We start from the raw sequence: 18,482 nt of genomic DNA, 5'->3' as shown, positions 1-18,482 counted from the left end.
CTCGGGCCTCGCGAACAGGAGAACTCCTGATCAGACTGTTTCCACTCCTTCACCTGGATGACTGACACCCGGAACCAACGGTGCGTCGTAGGTGAAGTGCAATTCGGCGTATCCCTCTGGGGTTCCCGTAGGGACATCATTGTCAGCGATGATCATTTGGAATGATCCCTCAAACTCCGCCCGGAGATGCATGATGTACTCGTACACCTTCTCACCAACAATTGAATCATCTGTAGTCTGCCCAATATTTTTCCGAGGGCTATCGATGATCAATAGGGTTGGATAGAGGGTATCTGCGTGAGAGAGCCCATATTTCAGGTTTGCTAGGTGATAGGCAAGGTTGACGATCGTCTTTCGGGCGCCACCCACTGACAGGTCGTCGAACTTCGCACCGTTAACAATGGGTAGGTATGTGGCCTCGTCAATCTTGGCGCTCATATACCAAGGAAGCTGTAGTGCGCCAACGATTTCATTGAATACGAGCGAAAGATCATTGATCCGTGACTGATTGCTAGACAGGTCTTCTTGAAGTGCCGCTTCTTGCCGAGCTACCCGGGTTGCCTCCTCCTCGGCATCGCTCGCCGCATCAACCGAACTCTGATAGTTACTCCAGCGTGCCGCAGAAGATTCAATCTTTTCAAGTTGGGCTTCATAGCGTGCAATTTCCATGGCCAGCCCTTGAACCTCTTCAAGTTGCGGGCTAATTAATACTGAGGCAGTGCGCTCCAGCTCCATCGTCAATTCAGCCAGATCTTCCTCGACCTGCCGTACTTTGGCCTGCTGGAGTTCTAGAGATTCCTCATCCTCCTTCAGTAGCGACTGGGTCTCACTGATCTGCGCTGCAAGCCGTTTTAGCTCTCCGCTGTCGAATTCACTTGAAGCTTCCTCAGGCTGCGTGCACAGCAGACAGTGCCCGCTCGCAACCTCGCGATCCCTAACATCTTGCAGGCATCGGGGACATGACGCGAATTCGAGTCCACTCAGCGCCCGATGTGCGACATCAGCCCGTTGCAATGCCTGCTGATCGAGACGTAGTTGTGCCATCAATGATCCGCTCTTGCGAACATCAGCGGCAGTGGCATCGCGTACCGCGATTAGCTCGCCCAACTGGCCTCTGAGCTGGCTTACGCGCTGTCGTGTGCTTCGCTGGGCTTCCAGGACCGCGCCGCTCTCGTTACGCACGTTATCGAGCAGGGAAGTTGCTTCTTCCAGTGCCCGCCTAGTGTCCTGCTCTAGTTGCTCGAGTTGCTCTAGTTCAGGTTCGTCGGCCTGGGCCAAGAAGTCCTTGATAGCCTCCGCCCTTGACTTGAGCTGAGCAGCCCTATCAGCCCATTTCCCTTTCAGGATCGCCAGATCGATTAGCTCCGGAGAATTCAATCCGTAGACCAGCTCAAAGACTGCCCGACGCTTGAGGTCGAGGTGAGAGTTGGCATGCCCTACAACCTGTGTGTCAATGTCATTTTGACCTAGGTAAATGTATTTATATAGATCAAAGAAACTTACTCCCACCGTTTCGCTTGTAGGCTTGGTTCGCTTCCTCGGGATTCTTAGGTCAGCAGGTAGACCGAGGGCGGCTAGCAGTTCCTGGCTGGCCTTTGGCATGTATTTTCGGTTGGTCGTGGACCAAGGTCCGATCAATTCACCTGTTGCATGGTCGACCACGTCAACAGTGTTTTGACCTACTTCTCTGATCAGCCTGTAACGACGACTCCCGAGGGTTACCTGCACCTCAACCGCGGTAACATTTTGCTCCACTGCCGGCATGAGTTTAGCGGACGTGGCGCCGAGCCCAAATTTTAGTAGCTCAAGGAGGCTGCTTTTCCCGACGCCGATGCTCCCAGTTACCACTGTGACCTGGTCGCTAAATGGGAATACGGCTTGGTCGGTGCGAGTCTTGATGGCTAGTTGATGGATTCGAATTGTGGCACCCAATTAGATCGCCTCCCAATGTGGGCGGTCTACTGCGTCGGGAAGTGATTCATAGATCATCTGCTTCAGCTTGTTTCCCGACAGGTTGAAATTGCGTCGCAACATTTCTGATCTCTCGTATGTGATACGCCAATCTGAAGTCGCAGCTAACTGAGTGGCCAGGGCGTCACCCTTTTCGGTAAGGCGAATGGAAATGCGCCCCTTCCCGTTTACGGTTTCGGCTAGCTCGTATCCGACAAGTCTGCCTAGCAATGAAAAATAGCGATGGTCCCATGGTCCGTACTTGTAGCGGATCATTCTACTTTCCACTGCATTGAGTTCGTCGGCGTTCGGTTCGCAGCCAAGCGGCCAACTGGCTCCTCGGGAGGAAAGCAGGTGATCCGTGAACGATGGATACCTGAGTAGGAAATCCAGCTTTGCAAGCTTGGTTAGTCCATCGAGCCCTTTAGATTTCGGTTTTCCAAAATGATGAAGAAGGATGAGGAGACGCGCCAAGTGATATTCGAGATTCTCATCGGCACGCATCAGGCAACCTCCTCTTCGTCATCAGAGAGATCGAACTCTGGTGACCACCAGATCTTGCACTCATCGGTGAGTTGGTAGGCAAGGCCGAGAAGGTGAAGACGATCCAGATCTATTTCGGAAGGCGCTCCGATGCTGTTAGGAGTGAGCCTGTCGTGCAGTATCCTGAGCATCTCCCGACCATATGTCGCGTTAGGGCTAAAACTCTCCGCCTCAGCCATCGCGGCTTCGTGAAGAACGCGAGTGGTGAGATCGTCTACCAGGTCGCCTTCAAGAGGCAAAGGGGACCTGTACTGGGCGGCAAAAGTCGTCCAAGAGCGTCTCGTTCTGCGAGCCGATTGAATCCCCGTCTCACCGATTCCGCCTTGCCGCAGCTTCTTTGCTAGTCGGGTCTCTGTTTGACCGTTAGGAGTGAGGTGAGTCTGTAGCAGAGGGTTGTCAAACTTGGGCACACGATCGACGGCCTTTGCTACGTGTTCGGCAGTGATGAGGCGCCGCGCGATGTCTTCCTCTCTGAGAGTGTCGTGGTCCAGGGAGTTGAAACGCGAAAGAGTCCACGTAACATCTTCTCGGTTATCTGCTACAGAGCGAGAAGCTTCCTCAACGACTTGTACGATGGAGTCGTAAACCCGCCCTGCCTCAAGGTTTCGTTTCCCTTGACGCCTCAACATGGGCCGAACATGGGACTCGATATTAATTGCCCTGATGTGCTTCCGTGGGGCGAGTTCAGCTTCCACCCTCAAACGCATCAAGAATTCAAATGCGTCGTGCGGAGTCGCGCATCCGAGCTTCACCTGAAGTTCCTCGGAAAAATCTTTGAGGAGTTTAGCATCGCCCGTAGCGCAAGCTTTGGCTAGTTGCTTCGCTCTACGGTCCAGGGCACCGTTAGTCGCCAGCCGAACTTGATCTGGCTTTCTGCACTCTTCCCACCTGGCGCGGAGAGTGTTAAGCCCTCCGTCGTCGCAGAGACTCGTGAGAGTCCAGTTCCCTTTACTTCTTTCGCGATGTTTGACGCTCACTAGGATGAAGCGGTGTCCCGACAGTGCGAGTATGTAGTCGGTGTGCCACTCGCAAAGAGCCCAAAGAAGCTCGCTATTGTCAAACTCGCAGCAGTGTCGCGCGATGACTTGGTATTGGTATCGATACCGATCTGCGGTATCACTGCCGCTGTCCTCGATGGGCTCATGCATGAGCTCCCATGGCACGTCCAAGCCTGTTCCCCCAAACCTCTCGTGACCTTCAGAAGTTACGCGATCACGTTCAGCGAAGCTAGAGGGGGAGAGTCGTGATTGCTGCATGGCGAACCTACGTCCCGTTCAACCGGGTTAAGAACCGGGGGCGCGCCCCGTTTGATGGGACTGATCGTCTGTCACGCGTGCTCCCCAGGGCGGAGCGGCTCTCGTCGCCTCCAGCACTGCATCGAAGGATGGGCTGGGTGGTGATCTAGCGGCCTGACGCCCGGTCCGCTGTTGACGCGATCGGGACGAGGTGTGGACGGTGGCTTGGGCTCACCCCGGCGAAGGCGCTTCACCGTAGTTCAAAGGCTGTGAATCTCAGACTTCCGCGAAGGTCTCAACGACGGCCGAACGCTGACCATCTGACGGCGGATCAAAAGTGACCTACTTGGTGATCTTCGTCTGACTCAGGCCTTGGTGATCAAGGTCAGGAGGGAAGGTGACCCTCGTGGAGGACTGGGCAGAGATCCGTCGGCTGCACCGGACCGAGCAGATGCCGATCAGGTCGATCGCACGGCATCTCGGCATCTCGAAGAACGCCCTCAAGCGTGCCCTGGCCAGCGACCGGCCGCCCAAGTACCAGCGGCCGGCCAAGGGTTCGGCCGTCGACGCGGTCGAGACGCAGATCCGGGAACTGCTGCGGGAGACTCCGACCATGCCCGCTGCGGTGATCGCCGAGCGGATCGGCTGGGAGAGGGGCATGACCATCCTCTGCTGGATGTAGGTGAGTCAGTCCATCCACGCACTCGTCGCCAGCATGAAGGCTTCAATGCCGGCCAAGCGACGCTCTTGAGCCTTCTCTAGCCTCGCGCATTCATGAAGCGGTGCTCAGCCAGCCGTGGCCTATCTGCGGACTCTCCTCGGCTGATCTGCCGCGTGCAGGGCTGTGACCTGCTGCGTTGTCTGAGACCCAAGCGGCCTCCGGAGCCGTGTGTCGCCGATTCTGGCCCGGACGACGCAATGGTGAGAGAAGCCCGGATAGATGACCGGACTTCTCTCCGCCATTGACGCGTACGGAAGGATGTTCTCGGCAGGTGCGGTTTGCGGCTGGTGCCTAGGAGCGGTGGGGTTCGCTCACCTCCAGGAGTTGACCGCGGCTGGTCGCGACGCGGAGCACGTCTCGCAAGGCCCCCGTCAATTCCTTCGCCAACCATCGCAGGTCTTCCGGGCCCGCCTCCTGGTCGACGAGGGTGTCTGAGGCCTCTTCCAGCAGCTCGGCTGCCGTTCCCAGTTGCACCGCTTCGATGTTGTCCGCCAGGCGGGACATGTAGCCGCCGTTGCCGTCGGTGCTCAGGTAGCAGGGCTTGCCCTCCGGTCCCGACCACGGGAGGAGTCGCAATTCGTTCGGTGCCGTCATCCTTGCTTCTGCCTCTCGTCGGTCACGGAGTGGGTGGTGAAGACGGCGTCGACGCGGTCCCCCGGGAACACCAGAAGCGCGGCCTCGACGACTCGCCCGGTCGTGTCGGTCGCGATGCGTGTGATGGCGACGACTGGCGCGGCGGAGCCGATCCGCAGGGCCGATGCTTCGTCCGGTGACGGTGGGCGGGCAGATACCCTTTCGCGGACAAGCGCCGGCGGCGAGCTCAGAACGGCAAAGCGCGTAGCCGTCTCCCGCCACGGGAATTCGTCGTCCAGCACTCCGGCGGGTGCCAGGTCGCGCGGGATGTAGATGCGGGCCAGTCCGTGCGGTGACTCTCCCTCGTGACTGGTGCAAAGGAACTCAGCGAGAGGGCTACCCGTCGGCACTGACAGCAAGGTCGTCAGGTGCCCCTGTGCTGGAACCGTGTTGGTGCGAACGCTGACGCGCAGGGCCGTTTCAGCGGCGGTCCACGGGTCCAGCGTTCCCCATCCCCCGACGTAGAGGATCTTGCGGGGCGGACGACGAGCGAAGTTCCCCCTGCCGTGGATCTTCTCAACGAGGCCTTCTCCCTGAAGCACGGCGAGGGCTCTCCGCAGTGTCACCGTGCTGACCTTGTACCGGTCGGCCAGGCCGGCTTCTGACGGAAGACGTTCGCCCGGCTTGATGTGCCCGGTCGTGATTTGGTGCCGGAGATTTTCGGCGATTTCTTGATGGCGTGAAGGCACGGACCCGATCACCGCCTTCTCTGCATACGAACGGCTGCGAGGCGGGTTCGCGCGTGTATGGTCAGCAGCTCGCCGGACTCGAAGAGGAGCTTCTTGCCGCCTTGGGGTAGCTGGATGAGGTCGCTCACCCGGCATTCTGTGCCGCCGAGTTGGATGATGTCACCGCGCTGCACGGTGGCCGCGGTGACCTCGACGTTGGATGCCAGCGCGCCCCCGGGTGCCCAGCCGCTCACCGCTCCACCTCCGCGGGTGTGGCGTGGTGGGACGCCGAGTGACACGGGCAGGCGCATGTCTCGACGACAACCGGCAGGTCGCTTGGTGCAGCGACCGGGGAGGATTCCGCGCAAGCACGGTGCGTGCCGATACGGCACTCGGTCGACCGGTAGGGAACGGGCTGAGTCGTTGTGATGCGGGGCTGTCGGCGAGGAGTCATCAGTTGACTCCCGCGAGGGACGACCAGGCTTCAGCGGGCAAGTGTGAAGCGACTACCACCTCGCGCGGCCCTACTCGCCCCTCCCAAGCCAGCACGTACGGGCGGACAAGCGCGTTGTCCTCCCCCGTGAGCGGGTGACGGTGGCGCGCGGTGTCGGGAGAGCAGCCCAGGAGGACCGTCGACGCGTCGGCGGACGCAGGGAGAACGGGGGCCGCCAGCGGCCTGGACGACCGTAAGGGGCGGCGGTGCCTGCCCTTGGGGAAGTACCGCGCTCTGGTGAGCGAGGCGGCACGGCGGATACGGTTGAGCACGCTGGTCAGCTCCTATCGCTGATAGCTCGGTCCCCCGACATCGCCCGTCGTGGGGACCGCCTTGTTTACGACCGCCCAGAGGGTGCGGTCGTTCAGGCTCGTGGCGAGGAGCCCGAACCGATCGGCCTCCGCCACCACTTCCAGGACCTCCCGCCATAAGTCGGCGGAGAGCGATTCCGGCACCTCCGCTTGGACCGACGCGTACCGGTCGTGCTCCTCCATGCGCGCGGGAAGTCCGAGGTCGGACAGCCGGGCAGCGAGGGCCGCCGCGCTAACTCCCGAAGCGGGCACAGGGCAGCCTCCGTCACCGGCGATCACTTTCAGTGAAGCTAGTTAACTAGATTAGAGCTAGTGGACTAGATTTTCCATATGCCTGAGCAGCCGCCCTATCTCCGCATCGCCGACGAACTCCGGCGGCGGATCTCGGAGCACGTGTGGGAGCCCGGTGACCGCCTGCCGTCCCGTGCTCAGATCGGCCAGGAGTGCGGGGTGGGCGAGAACGTGGTCCGCCAGGCTCAGGAGCTGCTGATTTCCCAGGGTGTGCTTGAGGGACGCGCCGGTTCGGGCACGTACGTCGCCGAGCCCCGGCAGCGGGTGCGGGTCGTCCGGTCGTCAGCCCGGGAGCAGCCCAGCGGATCGCCCTTCCGCGCGGATATGAAGGCCGTGGGCAGGCAAGGGGACTGGGAAAGTCGGACCGAGGCCAAGGTGTCGGCTCCGGCGGACATCGCGGTGCGGCTCGGCATCGCCGAGGGCGACCTGTGCGTCCGGACGACGTACGAGTTCTTGGCAGACGGCAAGCCGGTGCAGCTCTCCACGAGTTGGGAGCCGTACGACCTCACCGCCGGCACACTCGTCCTTCTCCCCGAGGGAGGACCGCACGCCGGTGCGGGAGTCGTGAACCGCATGGCCGCGATCGGTGTCACCGTCAGCCACGCCGTGGAGCAGCCGGAGCCGAGGCAGGCGACCGCCGAGGAGGCGTCACTTCTCGGTATCCAGAAGGCCGCGCTCGTGACGCACATCCGGCGGACGTACTACAGCGACGACGGACGGCCCGTGGAGACGGCGGACATCGTGGTGCCCGCCGCTCATTGCGAGATCGTCTACGAGATCCCGATCAACCGTCACTAACCCTGTCCCAGCCCCCTGTCGAAGTCGAATGCGTGTCGAAGGCCGATCGATGAGACGCCCGACGCCCGAAGAGAAGCAGGTCAGCAGCGGTGTTAGACGAGACGCACAAGGCGCCTTCTAAGCGCTTGGCCGCAGGTTCGAGTCCTGCCGGGGGCGCAAGTCTCCGCCCTCCTTCGGGAGGGCGTTTTTTGTGGGTGGTCGGGTTCGGGCGAAGGCCTCGCCCCCTGCGAAAGGCACCCTTGTTACGTATCGCGTGGCGGACTCTCTCGGGACGCGGGGCCGGCTGGGCGGGCGGTTTCGTCGCTCTCGTGCTGGCGCTGGTCATGACGACGGCGTGTGCCGTGCTGCTGGAGTCGGGGGCCCGGGCCGGGGCGCCCGCCGAGCGTTATGCGGGGACGGACGTGGTCGTCGCCGGGCAGCCGTTCGTGCCGCGGGCCGGGGAGCTGCGGGCGGCGCTGGAGAGGTTGCCGTCCGTCGAGCGGGCCGTGTCCGAACTGTCCTTCCCCAGCACTGCGGTGGACGGCTCGGGCAGGCTGGTCGAGGCGCCCTGGGACGGGCCGTCCCTGGGGCATTCGTGGGAGAGCGCGGTTCTCGGTCCCTTCACCCTGCGGCAGGGCCGCGCCCCTGACGGTGACTCCGAGGTCGTGCTGGACGGCAGTCTGGCCGGGCGCCTCGGCGCCGGGGTGGGCGACACCGTACGGATAGCGGGCCTTGACGGGCTGCGCCCGTATCGGGTTTCGGGTGTGGCCGATACGCGCCGGCAACTGGAACGCCAGTACGCCGTGTTCCATACCTCCCGCGAGGCGGAGCGGCTCGCGGACTCGGACCAGCCGGTGCGGGCCGTGGGTGTCCTGGGGAGGAAGGCCGCAGACACGGAGGCGCTTCGGCGGGAGGTGGAGAAGGCCGTCGCGGCGTTGTACGGGGACAGCGCCGGAGGGCTCGTGGTCGCTTCCGGTGGCGGGCGGGCCGAGGCGGAGTTCTGGGACGTGCCGTCGCCGGCGACCGTGCTCTCCTCGCTGGTCGGGACGTTCGGTGTGCTGTCGCTGTTCGTCGCGGGGTTCGTCGTCTCCGGCACGCTGACGCTCGCGGTCGCCGGACGGCTGACCGAGATCGGCCTGCTGCGGGCCGTCGCGGCCACCAAGGGGCAGATCCGCCGGATGATCGCGGTGGAGGTCCTGCTGGTGACGGTGGCGGCCGCGCTCCTCGGTGTTCCGGGCGGGGTCGGCGTGGCCGTGCTCCTGCATCGGGTGCTGGTGGACGGGGAGGTGCTGCCTGGGTCGTTCGCCCTGTCCGTGGGGCCGGTCGCGCCCTGGGCGACGGTCGGGTTGGCCGCCGTGGTGGCGCAGCTCGCGGCGTTCGCCGCCGCGCGGCGTGCGTCGCGGGTGCGGCCGGTGGAGGTGCTCCGCGAGTCGGCCGCTCCGGCGCCGAGGCTCGGCCGGCGGCGTGTGCTGCTCGGGGTGGGTGTGTTCGCCGGGGCGGGCGGCTGTCTGGGAGCGGTGGCGACCGGCCGGCTGGACGGGGGCGGTGGGACGGCCGAGAGCATGGTGCTCGTCCTGATGATCGGGGTGGCGCTGCTGGCGCCGGTGATCTGCCGGGTCGCGGGTGCCCTGTTCCTGGCTCCGGTGACGTGGTTGCTGCCCAGGGACGGCGCGCTGGCGGTCCGCAATCTCCTCAGGCAGAACGCCCGGCTGGCCGCCGGCGTGACACCGCTCGTGCTCGCTCTCTCCCTCACGGGCACCCTGCTCTGCGTGCCGTTGATCGCGTCGCAGGGCGCGCGGCAGGCGGAGCGGGAACGGCTGCTCGCCGATCATGTCGTGTCCTCGGCCGGGCCGGGCATCGCGCCGGGCTACGCGGAGCGGGCCGCCCGGCTTCCCGGTGTGGCGGCGGCCTCCGGACAGTTGTCCGTGGACGGTGAGCTGAGCCGCGCGGACGCCGTCCGGAACGACGCGGACCCGGGCGAGGACGACGCCGCCGTCATCGGCGGAAGCCTCGTCACCATGCAGGCCGAAGCGGTGCCCGGCCTTCTGGACCTCGGTGTCCGCGCCGGTTCGCTCGCCCGCCTCGGTGACTCGTCCATGGCGCTCGGCGACGGCGCGGCCCACAGCCTGGGTGTCACGGTGGGCGATCGCGTCCGGGTGAACTGGGACGACGGTGGGCGGGACACGTACCGCGTCGCGGCCGTCTACTCCCGCGACCGGGACTTCGCCGACGCGCTGCTGCCCCGTGCCTCGGCGGCCCGGCATGCCGCCACCCCGCTGGACGACACCGTTCTCGTACGGACGGCCCCCGGAGCCGATCGGAGCGCTGTCGAGCGGGAGCTGAAGGCCCTGGCCGCGGAATTCCCGGGCGCGCGGACCGGTGACGGAGCGGCGGAGAGCCAGACGGCGGGCCAGGCGAAGTCCGGCGCGGCGGCCGACCTGTTCGTTCTGCTGCTGCTCGCCATGATCAACGTGTTCACGGCCATCGCCGTCGTCAACACCCTGAGCATGGCTACGGCGGGCCGCCGACGGGAGTTCGCCCTGCTGCGCCTGGCCGGTGCCCAGTCCGCGCAGGTCCTGCGCATGCTGGCGTGGGAGGCCGCGCTCACCTGTGTGGTCGCGCTGCTGCTGGCCACCGGAGTCTGCGCGTCGGTGCTGGTGCCGCTCAGCATCGCGGTGACCGGCTCCGCGGTCCCGGCCCTGGCCGGCGGGCCGTTGGCCGCGCTGGCCCTCGGCGCGGTCGTGGTCGCCGTCGCCACGGTCACGGTCGCCGGGCGGCTGGCCATGCGGAGCGCGGCGGCCACGCCGGGGGGTCTGGCCAGGGCCGTCTCCTGACCGCCCCGAGGGAGGGGACTTCCCGCTGCCCGTCTCAGGCCCGATCATGGTCCTGGAACGGGACCGGAAGGCCGTGGGCCGTGGGTCGTAGGCCCGTGGGCCGAGGAAGGAGTGCGACGTGCGGCTGCGCTGTGCTGTGCTGGACGACTTTCAGAGGGTGGCGACCGAGGTCGTCGACTGGTCGGCGGTCGCGGACGAGGTGGAGGTCGTGTCCTTCGACGGCCATCTGGACGGCGAGGACGCCCTGGCCGCCGCGCTGGCCGAGTTCGACATCGTGGTGACCCTGCGGGAGCGCGTGTCGTTCCCCGGGTCGCTGATCGCCCGGCTGCCCCGGCTGAAGCTGATCGTCGCCTCCGGGATGCGCAACTCGGTCATCGACTACGCGGCCGCCGAGGAGCACGGCGTCACCGTGTGCGGTACGGCCAGTTCCTCCACCCCGCCCGTGGAGCTGACCTGGGCGCTGCTGCTCGGGCTCGCCCGCGGTGTCGTCGAGGAGAGCAACGCCCTGCGCTCCGGCGGCCCCTGGCAGTCCACCGTCGGCGCCGATCTGCACGGGCGCCGCCTCGGGCTGCTCGGTCTCGGGAAGATCGGCAGCCGTGTGGCCCGGGTCGGGCTCGCCTTCGGCATGCAGGTCAGCGCGTGGAGTCAGAACCTCACCAAGGAGCGCGCCGACGAGATCGGCGTCGAACTCGCCCCCTCCCGGGAGGACCTCCTCGCGAGCAGCGACTTCGTCTCGGTCCACCTCGCGCTGAGCGACCGCACCCGCGCACTGCTCGGGCCCGCCGAACTCGCGCTCCTCAAGCCGACGGCGTATCTGATCAACACCTCGCGCGCGGCCATCGTCGACCAGGACGCCCTGCTCGCCGCCCTGCACGAGGGCCGGATCGCCGGTGCCGGCATCGACGTCTTCGACATCGAGCCCCTGCCCGCCGGCCATCCGATGCGCACCGCCCCGCGCCTGCTCGCCACCCCGCACCTCGGCTACGTCTCCCGCGCCAACTACACGACGTACTACGGCCAGGCCGTGGAGGACATCCGCGCGTTCCTCGCGGGCGCGCCCGTACGACGGCTGCCCTGACGCCCGCACCGACCGCGGACACGGACACGGACACAACAATGGCCGGGACCCGAATCTCGGGTCCCGGCCATCCTCCGCTGGGCGGGTGGACCTCCGCGAGGGGCGCCGACGTGGACAGGGCGGCGCCTCGGGCTCGGCGGGAGTCAGGCCCTCTTGCCGGGGACGACGGCGCTGCTGACGCAGGTGACCTGGCTGTGGGCCGTCGGGCATTCCTGCGTCGAGTTGTTGACGACGGTGACCTTGCCGCCCTTGTCGGTCGTGTACGTGTACTGGGTCGTCTCCACGCAGCGAACGTGACCGTTGCCGTCGTCGACGCACTTGCCGGGGTCACCGAGGGCGGAGGCCTGGGCGGCACCGACGCCGATCAGGGCGAAGCTCCCCAGGATTCCCGCCGCCGCCGCGATCTTCTTCGAGTTGAACATCTACCTTTTCCTTTACGGTCGACCCGCCGCCGCTGGGCGAGGAGTCGTTCCGGACGCATATACCGGCTGAGAAGCCAAGGGGCAGGCCCCGGGGCTCGGACACCTGGTTCGAGCCCCGGGGCCTGCCCGCATCACCTGTGGGGTGATTACTTGCCCAGGGAGAAGGCCTGCGAGCAGGTCACAGACTCGCGCTCGCTGTTGTCCTGGTTGGCGAGGCCCAGGATCGCGAGGTTGATGTTGACGTCGTCGATGTTGATGAGCCCCTCACGCGAGTCGTTCTGCTCGCACGACTGGGCCTGCTTGTTCTCGAGCTTGAACTGCTCGTCGCCGTCCGCAGCGTGACCAACGCCAGCGCCGAGGAAGCTGACGCTGCCGAGCATGGCCACGACGACCGCGGCCTTCTGGTACTTGCGCATTACTTCTCCGATTTCTCGAATTGACACAGACCGTAATGGGCTGGTCACCGACAGTCGCCAACCTTAGGCGGCGTTCGCGCCTCTTGCCGGGCGAAACGCCCAGTCACGTAAATTTCTGGATAAAACCTGTTGTACGACCGCACCGACCGACGGAGCCGTCAGACCCCTGTCAGCCCCTCGGGGCGGGGGCCGTGACGACGTCGACGCAGCTGACCTGGCTGTGCGCGCTCGGGCAGGTCTGGGTCGACTCGTTGACGACGGTGACGTCGCCGCCCTTGTCCTTGATGACCTGGTACTCACTCATCTGCACACAGCGGACGTGGCCCTTGCTGTCCTGGACACAGGTGCCGGGACCCTGCGCCGAGGCCTGGACGGCACCGACGCCGATCAGGGCGAAGCCCCCCAGGATTCCCGCCGCCGCCGCGATCTTCTTCGAGCTGAACATCTACCTTTTTCCTTTGGTCAGGCGGCAGGCCCCGGGGCTCGACACAAGGTCCGAGCCCCGGGGCCTGCCTAGATCAACCTGATCAGTGGCCGCCGCGCAGCGAGAAGGACTGCGAGCAGTTCAGCGACTCGCGCTCGCTGTTGTCCTGGTTGGCCAGGCCGAGCAGGGCGCCGACGTTGACGTTGACGTCGTCGACGTTGACCAGACCCTGGGTGCTGTCGTTCTGCTCGCAGGACTGGGCCTGCTCGTTCTCGAGCTTGAACTTCCCGTCCCCGCCCGCAGCGTGACCCACGCCGGCGCCGAGGAAGCTGACGCTGCCGAGCATGGCCACGACGACCGCGGCCTTCTGGTACTTGCGCATTACTTCTCCGATTTCTCGAATCGACACAGACCGTGATGGTCCGGTCACTGACAGTCGCTAAGATAAGCGGCGTTTGCGACTTTTGCCACGCGAAACGCCTCGTAGCGTGGGTTTCTTGTGAAAGTGCACGTCGCGGCGCTGGAGGGGTTCCGCCAGGTGGTCGACACCGGGGCAGCCACGCCGGCCCAACTCCCGGTCGGGCAGCGCCGCTCACGAGGAGCGAGGCCTGCCCCGACCTGCGCGGAGACGACAGTCCCGGCCAGTAGACACGTCGAGGGCCGGGAAATACGCGGACGGCCGCCCATCAGCACCCATTTGGCGGAGCCCCTGTTCAAGATGGGTGATCCGCAGAAGATTTCTCGTGACCGGTCGGGGGTCGCCGCGTTGAACGGGCAGTGCGGCAGCGCGTACTGCTGCCGCACCTACCTAGTCAGTAAGGGAGAACGTGATGTCTCGCATCGCGAAGGTTGGCGCTGTTGCTCTCGGCACGGGCGCCGTGGTGCTCAGTGGGGCCGGTCTCGCCGCGGCGGACGCCGGGGCCAAGGGCGCGGCCATCGGCTCGCCCGGCGTCCTGTCCGGCAACGTGGTTCAGGTGCCGGTCCACGTTCCGGTCAACGTGTGCGGCAACACCGTGAACATTGTCGGCCTGCTCAACCCGGCCGTCGGCAACGAGTGCAAGAACGACAGCAACAAGAAGGACAGCAAGAAGCACGGCAAGAAGCACGGTCACCGTCACTGACCTCCGCTTGACCCGAGAGCCCCGGCCCCCCGAATGCCGGGGCTCTCCCCATGTCTCACGCGTAGCGGTAGATCCGCCCCACGTCCTCCAGCTCCTGCGGCGTCACGTCCCACGGCGGCAGCCGCTGGCGGCGTGCCACGATCCGGCCGTGCTGCCGGTCGCCCTTGCCCGGCGGCGTCGCGGGGAGGTAGCGGGCATCGCGGTGGCGGCGTTGCCAGCGAGACCACTGCAGGTCGATGAAGGCGTGGTGCAGCCAGAACACGGGGTCGTTGACGGAGGCGCCGCCGAGCATGTCCCCGCCGACCCAGCCGTGCACCCGGTTGTGGTTGCGCCAGGCCGTGTCACCCCGGCCGGTGCCCCAGCCCTCCAGCTTGTTGCGGAAGCCCCGGGTGACCGTCGAGTCCCAGGGCGCCACGTCGTAGACGGGGTCCTTCAGCGCCGAGGCCAGCTCGCTCTTCGTGGGCAGGGCGACCGGCTTGCGGGGGCGTCCGAGCTCCCGGGTGAGGAAATCCCTGTCGGTCACGTTCACCTTGATGGGCCACTCGCCGTGCCGGTAGGCGAACGGCCCGGTCATGACCTGGTGGTCGGAGCGGCGCCCGTCGCCCCCGAGGAGACGGTCCGTCCAGGGCGCGGAGGTTGTCGTGCGGTCGCGCGTCCAGTCCCAGTAGGGCACCGTCACCGAGGAGTCCACCCGGCGCAGCGCGCGCTCCAGGTCGAGCAGGAAGCGGCGGTGCCAGGGCAGGAAGGACGGCCCCATGTGCGCGGCGCGCAGCCCCTGCTCGCCGTCCGCGGAGAAGTACTCGATGTGCATCCGGACGAACTCGTCGTACTCGCCCCGCCGTTTGACCTCCAGCAGCGCCTTGACGAACCGGCGCTGCTCGGCCCTGGTGAGCGTGGCGGCGTCCCTACGTACGTACGCCACGCCGGTCCTCCGTGTGCCGGTGCCCGTGCTCCGCGTCTCCCGGTCCGGGAGCGCGCAGCCGGCGGCCGGGGCCGAGCGCGTCGACGGCGGCGCGGGCGGCCTGGAGCGGGGTCGGGTGGGAGCAGTAGTGGTCGACCATGCTCAGCCAGGTGCCGTCGGCGCGGCGCATCAGATGCAGCGGGCGGCCGTCCACGGTGACATGGCACCGGCCCTCCCCCGGGGTCCATGCCAGGCTGATGCGGCGGCCGCGGTAGGTCTCGGTGAAGGCGGTGTCGTGCCGGACGCCGCCGGGGCCGAGGCGCTTCGGCCAGAGCGCCGCGCCCACGGGGGCCGCCAGTGCCGCGGCCAGGGCCCAGACGCGCAGTCCGCGTGTCACCTCCCGCCGTGTACTGCCGGTGGGCAGCCGTGTGCTGCCCGCCGGCAGGGGGTCCGCCGGGGCCGGCGCCCCGTTCCCCGCCGGTCCTCCGCCGATGCTGACGGCCATGGCCCACTCCTCGTCCGGTTGCGGTGTCGTAGCCGTAACCGCCGGACGTGCCGCGCGGTCACCGCCGCGCGGCCGGACAAGTGATCACTGCGGCACCTTCCGGGACAAAGACGGAGGGCCGGTCCTCGGACTTTCCGAGGACCGGCCCTCCGCGGGGCGTGGTTGCGGCCTAGAACCACAGGTTGCCGTGCACCGGCTTGGCGTCGTTGACGGTGGAGGCGGCGTTCTTCGCGGTGTGGACCAGGGACTCCTTGCCCTCGGCGGTCACGTCCAGGGGGACCTTGGTGCTCACGCCGCCGGTGAGGTCGGTGGAGGCCAGGTCGCGCGAGTTCTGGGCGGCCGGAGCGGGCTCGGGGGCCGGGGCCGGGGCGGGCTGGGCGACCGGGGCCGGCTGCGGGGCGGGCGGGGCGACCGGGGCGCTCTGAACGGCCGGAGCCGGCTGGGGAGCGGGCGCGGGCTGAGCGACCGGAGCGGGCTGCGGCGCGGCCTGGGCGACCGGGGCGGCCTGCGGGGCCGGAGCGCTCTGCGCGACGGGGGCGCTCTGCGCCGGAGCGGCCTGGGCGACCGGGGCGGCCTGGGCGACGGGGGCAGCCGGAGCACTCTGGGCCACCGGAGCGCTCTGCACATCCGGGACGCTCTGAGCGGCGGGGGCGCTCGGGGCGACCATGGCGTCCTGGGCGAACGCCGGGGTCGCGGAACCGGCGGCGATCAGGGACCCGGCAAAGACTGCGGCAGCCTTCAGAGACTTCATCGTGTTCCTTTCTTCGGCAACGCACGTCGCCGGAGTGGTTTCTGTCGCCGTGCCTAACGAGCCCTGGCCTGGGCGGAAACCGGAACTGCCGAAGATTGCCAATACCTCATACGAGATCTATTAAAAGACCGGGACTTCCCGCTGTGAAAGAACAGCAGTCGTGGCGCCGCTCCTCGAGGCCGGCACCACGACTGGACAGGCTCACGGGGCCGGCGGCAGCAGCGGCGTCAGCACCGAGATCTGGGGCGCGAAGAAGTCATCGGGCTCCGCCGCGGGGGTCGTCGAGGTGCTGGACGTCACCGACGGAACGGCGTCCTCGTCCTGGAGCGCCGGTTCGGCCGAGGTCAGTTCGGCGAGGAGCTCGTCCACTCCGCCCAGCAGGTCGTCCACCAGGGGGAGGACGCCTCCGACGCCGCCGGTGACCGCCTCCAGCAGGCCGTCGACCGTGCCCAGCACGAGGTCCAGCAGGTCGGTCACGGGGTCGGCGGCGCGCCGCTCGGGCACCATGGCGGGCAGGGCGGGTAGGACGGGAGCAGGCAGGATGACCGGCGCGGGGGTCAGGGGCGCCACGGGGGACGGGGTCTGCGCGTCGTCCTCGACGGCCGCCTCGGCCAGGGCGGCCTTCGCGGCGTCTCCCAGCCTGATCGCCTCGGCCGCGGTGATCCGGCCGTTGTTGTCCCGGAGTACGGCGTTCAGCAGGTCGGCGACGGGGGTGAGCGTGCCCCAGTTGATTCTCTGGATCTGCACGAGGCGCACATCAGCGCCGGGAAGCCGGGCATCGGAGGCCACCTGGCCATGCCCGCGGGTCGAGTCGGCCGCCATGGCGACGGGGCCGGTGATCCCGACCAGAAGGGCGGCGCACAGTGCGCTGGACGCGATGCGCCGTGCGGGCAGAGCACGCATGGGGATTCCTTTCGACGGCGATGGATCTTGAGCCCACCGTGAAAGAACCCAGGGCTTTCCGCAAGCATTCATAGGCTTTTCGGGAATACATAATTCCCCCTTTCGCCGCGTCCAGCCTGATCAGACGCTTTGTCAGGTCACCCCTCCCGCGCCCCCCGATGGAGTAGAGGCCCGGCGCCCGCCGGGCGGAGGCGCCGCCCGGCACCCGGACGGCGGTCGGAACCAGCAAACACTTGCGATTTCACGATTCCGACACACTTGTCAGACTTCACCGAATTTCATCGACTATGTCCGATTGATGACTAGAGTTGCGAACCGCCCGACGCACTCCTCAGCGCGGACACATCGCACTCGTGGCGCTGCTGCCACGGCCACCTGTTCCGAAAGGGCAACGACCGGTCATGCGCCATTCCCTGGGCCCGCTGTTTCGCCGCGCGACCGTGGGCGTCCTCGCCCTTGCCGCCATGTGGGCAGCCAGCAGTTCCCCCGCCGCCGCGCCGGCCGCCGCGCCCTCGCCGGAGGCCGAGAGCCTCGCCTTCGCCGAGCGGTACCGCGCGCTCCAGCACGGCGGCATCGTACGCGCTGCCAACGCCTCGATCACCTGCCGCGCCGCCCAACGGCCCTCGTGCCCGGACGCGCAGGCGGGCGGTATGGCGGTCAACGGGGACTTCGACATGTTCTACGTCGACGTCGACCGCGACCCCAACACCTACAACTCCTCCCGCTCCGAGGTCCGCCTGCCCAGCGGCTCCCGGGTGACGTACGCGCGTCTCTACTGGGGCGGCAATCTGCGGGTGGGCGAGCAGAAGCCGCCGGAGGACAACGGGCGCGTGCTGATCGCCGAACCCGGCGGGGAGTACAAGCAGGTGCTCGCCGACACGCTGGTCGGCCACCGCGTGCTGGACGGCATGGACGCCTTCCAGGCCTCGGCCGATGTGACGCGGCTGGTGCGGGAGGGCGGTTCGGGCCTGTACACCGTGGCGCAGATCAACATCGCCATGGGCAGGTCGACGGCCGGTGCCTGGGGCGGCTGGACGCTGGTGGTGGCCTACGAGAACCCCTCGGAGCCGCAGCGGCACCTCGCGGTCTGGGACGGCTTCACCCCGCTCAGGTCCGGTGCCCAGGAGGTCCGTGTGACCGGCCTGGGCTTCGCCGCGGGCACCTGGGGCCGTGCGGGACTGGTGACGTACAACGGCGACCGCGGCACCGGCGGCGACTCGTTCACCGTGGCGACCGGCCAGTCCGCGACCGCTCTCACCAACAACGCCAACCCCCGCGACGACGTCCTCAACTCCACCATCAGCGAGCCCGGGGCGGACGCGTCGCGTGTGCCCGCCCATGCCAACACCCTCGGCTACGACTCCGATGTGTTCGATCTCGGCAGCGGTCTGCAGCAGGGCGGCGACCAGGCGACCTTCCGGATCCAGTCCCAGCAGGACGCGGCATGGGCCGGCGTGCTCTTCGTCGCCGTAGACGCCCGGCGATGAGTCCGTCGCCGCCCGCCC

General features: G+C 67.0%; 20 protein-coding genes and 2 pseudogenes. 6 read left to right on the top strand and 16 right to left on the bottom strand.

The window, feature by feature from the left end; all coding sequences use genetic code 11:
• Window positions 1–30: 30 nt before the first annotated feature.
• The 4 genes and pseudogenes from NNW99_RS24695 to NNW99_RS39180 form a co-directional block, all read right to left on the bottom strand.
• Window positions 31–1,932: an AAA family ATPase gene (locus tag NNW99_RS24695; RefSeq protein WP_215121309.1), complete on the bottom strand. Its 1,902-nt coding sequence runs from the start codon at window positions 1,930–1,932 to the stop codon at window positions 31–33.
• On the bottom strand, window positions 1,933–2,454 hold the full coding sequence (locus tag NNW99_RS24690; RefSeq protein ID WP_215121308.1) for a hypothetical protein: 522 nt from the start codon (window positions 2,452–2,454) through the stop codon (window positions 1,933–1,935).
• On the bottom strand, window positions 2,454–3,245 hold the full coding sequence (locus NNW99_RS24685; protein ID WP_370869220.1) for a hypothetical protein: 792 nt from the start codon (window positions 3,243–3,245) through the stop codon (window positions 2,454–2,456). The genes NNW99_RS24690 and NNW99_RS24685 overlap by 1 nt, the downstream gene beginning before the upstream one ends.
• A 177-nt stretch (window positions 3,246–3,422) precedes the next feature.
• Window positions 3,423–3,641, bottom strand: a pseudogene (locus tag NNW99_RS39180) (dsDNA nuclease domain-containing protein); the annotation flags it as partial.
• Window positions 3,642–4,125: 484 nt separating this feature from the next.
• On the opposite strand from NNW99_RS39180, the pseudogene NNW99_RS24680 reads away from it, so the two are divergent.
• Window positions 4,126–4,398, top strand: a pseudogene (locus tag NNW99_RS24680) (IS21 family transposase); the annotation flags it as partial.
• A gap of 342 nt (window positions 4,399–4,740) precedes the next feature.
• On the opposite strand, the gene NNW99_RS24675 reads toward NNW99_RS24680, so the two are convergent.
• The 4 genes from NNW99_RS24675 to NNW99_RS24660 form a co-directional block, all read right to left on the bottom strand.
• Window positions 4,741–5,043, bottom strand: a complete 303-nt coding sequence (locus NNW99_RS24675) for a hypothetical protein (RefSeq protein ID WP_215121306.1) — start codon at window positions 5,041–5,043, stop codon at window positions 4,741–4,743.
• Window positions 5,040–5,783 carry a GntR family transcriptional regulator gene (locus tag NNW99_RS24670; protein WP_215121305.1) on the bottom strand — a complete coding sequence of 248 codons (744 nt, stop codon included), beginning with the start codon at window positions 5,781–5,783 and terminating at the stop codon, window positions 5,040–5,042. The genes NNW99_RS24675 and NNW99_RS24670 overlap by 4 nt, the downstream gene beginning before the upstream one ends.
• The gene (locus NNW99_RS24665; protein ID WP_215121304.1) at window positions 5,780–6,004 is read right to left on the bottom strand and encodes a hypothetical protein; all 225 of its coding nucleotides are present in this window, start codon (window positions 6,002–6,004) and stop codon (window positions 5,780–5,782) included. The genes NNW99_RS24670 and NNW99_RS24665 overlap by 4 nt, the downstream gene beginning before the upstream one ends.
• A 523-nt stretch (window positions 6,005–6,527) precedes the next feature.
• Window positions 6,528–6,806 carry a hypothetical protein gene (locus tag NNW99_RS24660; RefSeq protein WP_251058132.1) on the bottom strand — a complete coding sequence of 93 codons (279 nt, stop codon included), beginning with the start codon at window positions 6,804–6,806 and terminating at the stop codon, window positions 6,528–6,530.
• Window positions 6,807–6,884: 78 nt separating this feature from the next.
• Between NNW99_RS24660 and NNW99_RS24655 the strand changes: the two genes are divergently transcribed.
• From NNW99_RS24655 to NNW99_RS24645, 3 genes are all read left to right on the top strand, one after another.
• A complete protein-coding gene (locus NNW99_RS24655; protein WP_255986525.1) occupies window positions 6,885–7,643 on the top strand; it encodes a GntR family transcriptional regulator in 759 nt (252 codons plus the stop codon).
• Window positions 7,644–7,951: 308 nt separating this feature from the next.
• Entirely contained in the window at window positions 7,952–10,456 is a 2,505-nt protein-coding gene (locus NNW99_RS24650) for an FtsX-like permease family protein (RefSeq protein WP_215121302.1), read from the top strand.
• Window positions 10,457–10,574: 118 nt separating this feature from the next.
• Window positions 10,575–11,534 carry a D-2-hydroxyacid dehydrogenase family protein gene (locus tag NNW99_RS24645; RefSeq protein WP_215121301.1) on the top strand — a complete coding sequence of 320 codons (960 nt, stop codon included), beginning with the start codon at window positions 10,575–10,577 and terminating at the stop codon, window positions 11,532–11,534.
• Window positions 11,535–11,677: 143 nt separating this feature from the next.
• On the opposite strand, the gene NNW99_RS24640 is transcribed toward NNW99_RS24645, so the two are convergent.
• From NNW99_RS24640 to NNW99_RS24625, 4 genes are all read right to left on the bottom strand, one after another.
• Window positions 11,678–11,956 carry a hypothetical protein gene (locus tag NNW99_RS24640; protein WP_215121300.1) on the bottom strand — a complete coding sequence of 93 codons (279 nt, stop codon included), beginning with the start codon at window positions 11,954–11,956 and terminating at the stop codon, window positions 11,678–11,680.
• A gap of 146 nt (window positions 11,957–12,102) precedes the next feature.
• Complete coding sequence (locus NNW99_RS24635) at window positions 12,103–12,372, bottom strand: hypothetical protein (RefSeq protein ID WP_215121299.1); 270 nt, start codon at window positions 12,370–12,372, stop codon at window positions 12,103–12,105.
• A 169-nt stretch (window positions 12,373–12,541) separates the two neighbouring features.
• On the bottom strand, window positions 12,542–12,817 hold the full coding sequence (locus NNW99_RS24630; RefSeq protein WP_215121298.1) for a hypothetical protein: 276 nt from the start codon (window positions 12,815–12,817) through the stop codon (window positions 12,542–12,544).
• 82 nt (window positions 12,818–12,899) lie between these two features.
• Window positions 12,900–13,178: a hypothetical protein gene (locus NNW99_RS24625; protein ID WP_215121297.1), complete on the bottom strand. Its 279-nt coding sequence runs from the start codon at window positions 13,176–13,178 to the stop codon at window positions 12,900–12,902.
• 448 nt (window positions 13,179–13,626) lie between these two features.
• On the opposite strand from NNW99_RS24625, the gene NNW99_RS24620 reads away from it, so the two are divergent.
• The gene (locus NNW99_RS24620; protein WP_215121296.1) at window positions 13,627–13,917 is read left to right on the top strand and encodes a chaplin; all 291 of its coding nucleotides are present in this window, start codon (window positions 13,627–13,629) and stop codon (window positions 13,915–13,917) included.
• A 55-nt stretch (window positions 13,918–13,972) separates the two neighbouring features.
• Here NNW99_RS24620 and NNW99_RS24615 read toward each other — a convergent pair whose 3' ends face one another.
• The 4 genes from NNW99_RS24615 to NNW99_RS24600 form a co-directional block, all read right to left on the bottom strand.
• Window positions 13,973–14,839 carry a tyrosinase family protein gene (locus NNW99_RS24615; protein ID WP_215121295.1) on the bottom strand — a complete coding sequence of 289 codons (867 nt, stop codon included), beginning with the start codon at window positions 14,837–14,839 and terminating at the stop codon, window positions 13,973–13,975.
• Window positions 14,823–15,323: a tyrosinase cofactor gene (locus NNW99_RS24610; RefSeq protein WP_215121294.1), complete on the bottom strand. Its 501-nt coding sequence runs from the start codon at window positions 15,321–15,323 to the stop codon at window positions 14,823–14,825. Before NNW99_RS24610 ends, NNW99_RS24615 begins: the two co-directional genes overlap by 17 nt.
• A gap of 169 nt (window positions 15,324–15,492) precedes the next feature.
• On the bottom strand, window positions 15,493–16,074 hold the full coding sequence (locus NNW99_RS24605; RefSeq protein WP_215124627.1) for a hypothetical protein: 582 nt from the start codon (window positions 16,072–16,074) through the stop codon (window positions 15,493–15,495).
• 201 nt (window positions 16,075–16,275) lie between these two features.
• Window positions 16,276–16,977 (bottom strand): hypothetical protein, encoded by a 702-nt coding sequence (locus tag NNW99_RS24600; RefSeq protein WP_215121293.1) that lies wholly within the window; start codon window positions 16,975–16,977, stop codon window positions 16,276–16,278.
• Between the two features lie 401 nt (window positions 16,978–17,378).
• Between NNW99_RS24600 and NNW99_RS24595 the strand changes: the two genes are divergently transcribed.
• Entirely contained in the window at window positions 17,379–18,464 is a 1,086-nt protein-coding gene (locus tag NNW99_RS24595) for a DUF3344 domain-containing protein (protein ID WP_215121292.1), read from the top strand.
• Window positions 18,465–18,482: the final 18 nt, after the last annotated feature.

The organism is Streptomyces sp. CRCS-T-1 (assembly GCF_024442335.1).
Taxonomy (GTDB): domain Bacteria; phylum Actinomycetota; class Actinomycetes; order Streptomycetales; family Streptomycetaceae; genus Streptomyces; species Streptomyces koelreuteriae.
The sequence above is the reverse complement of the archived record's forward strand: the minus strand, read 5'-3'. Positions and strand labels throughout refer to the sequence as shown.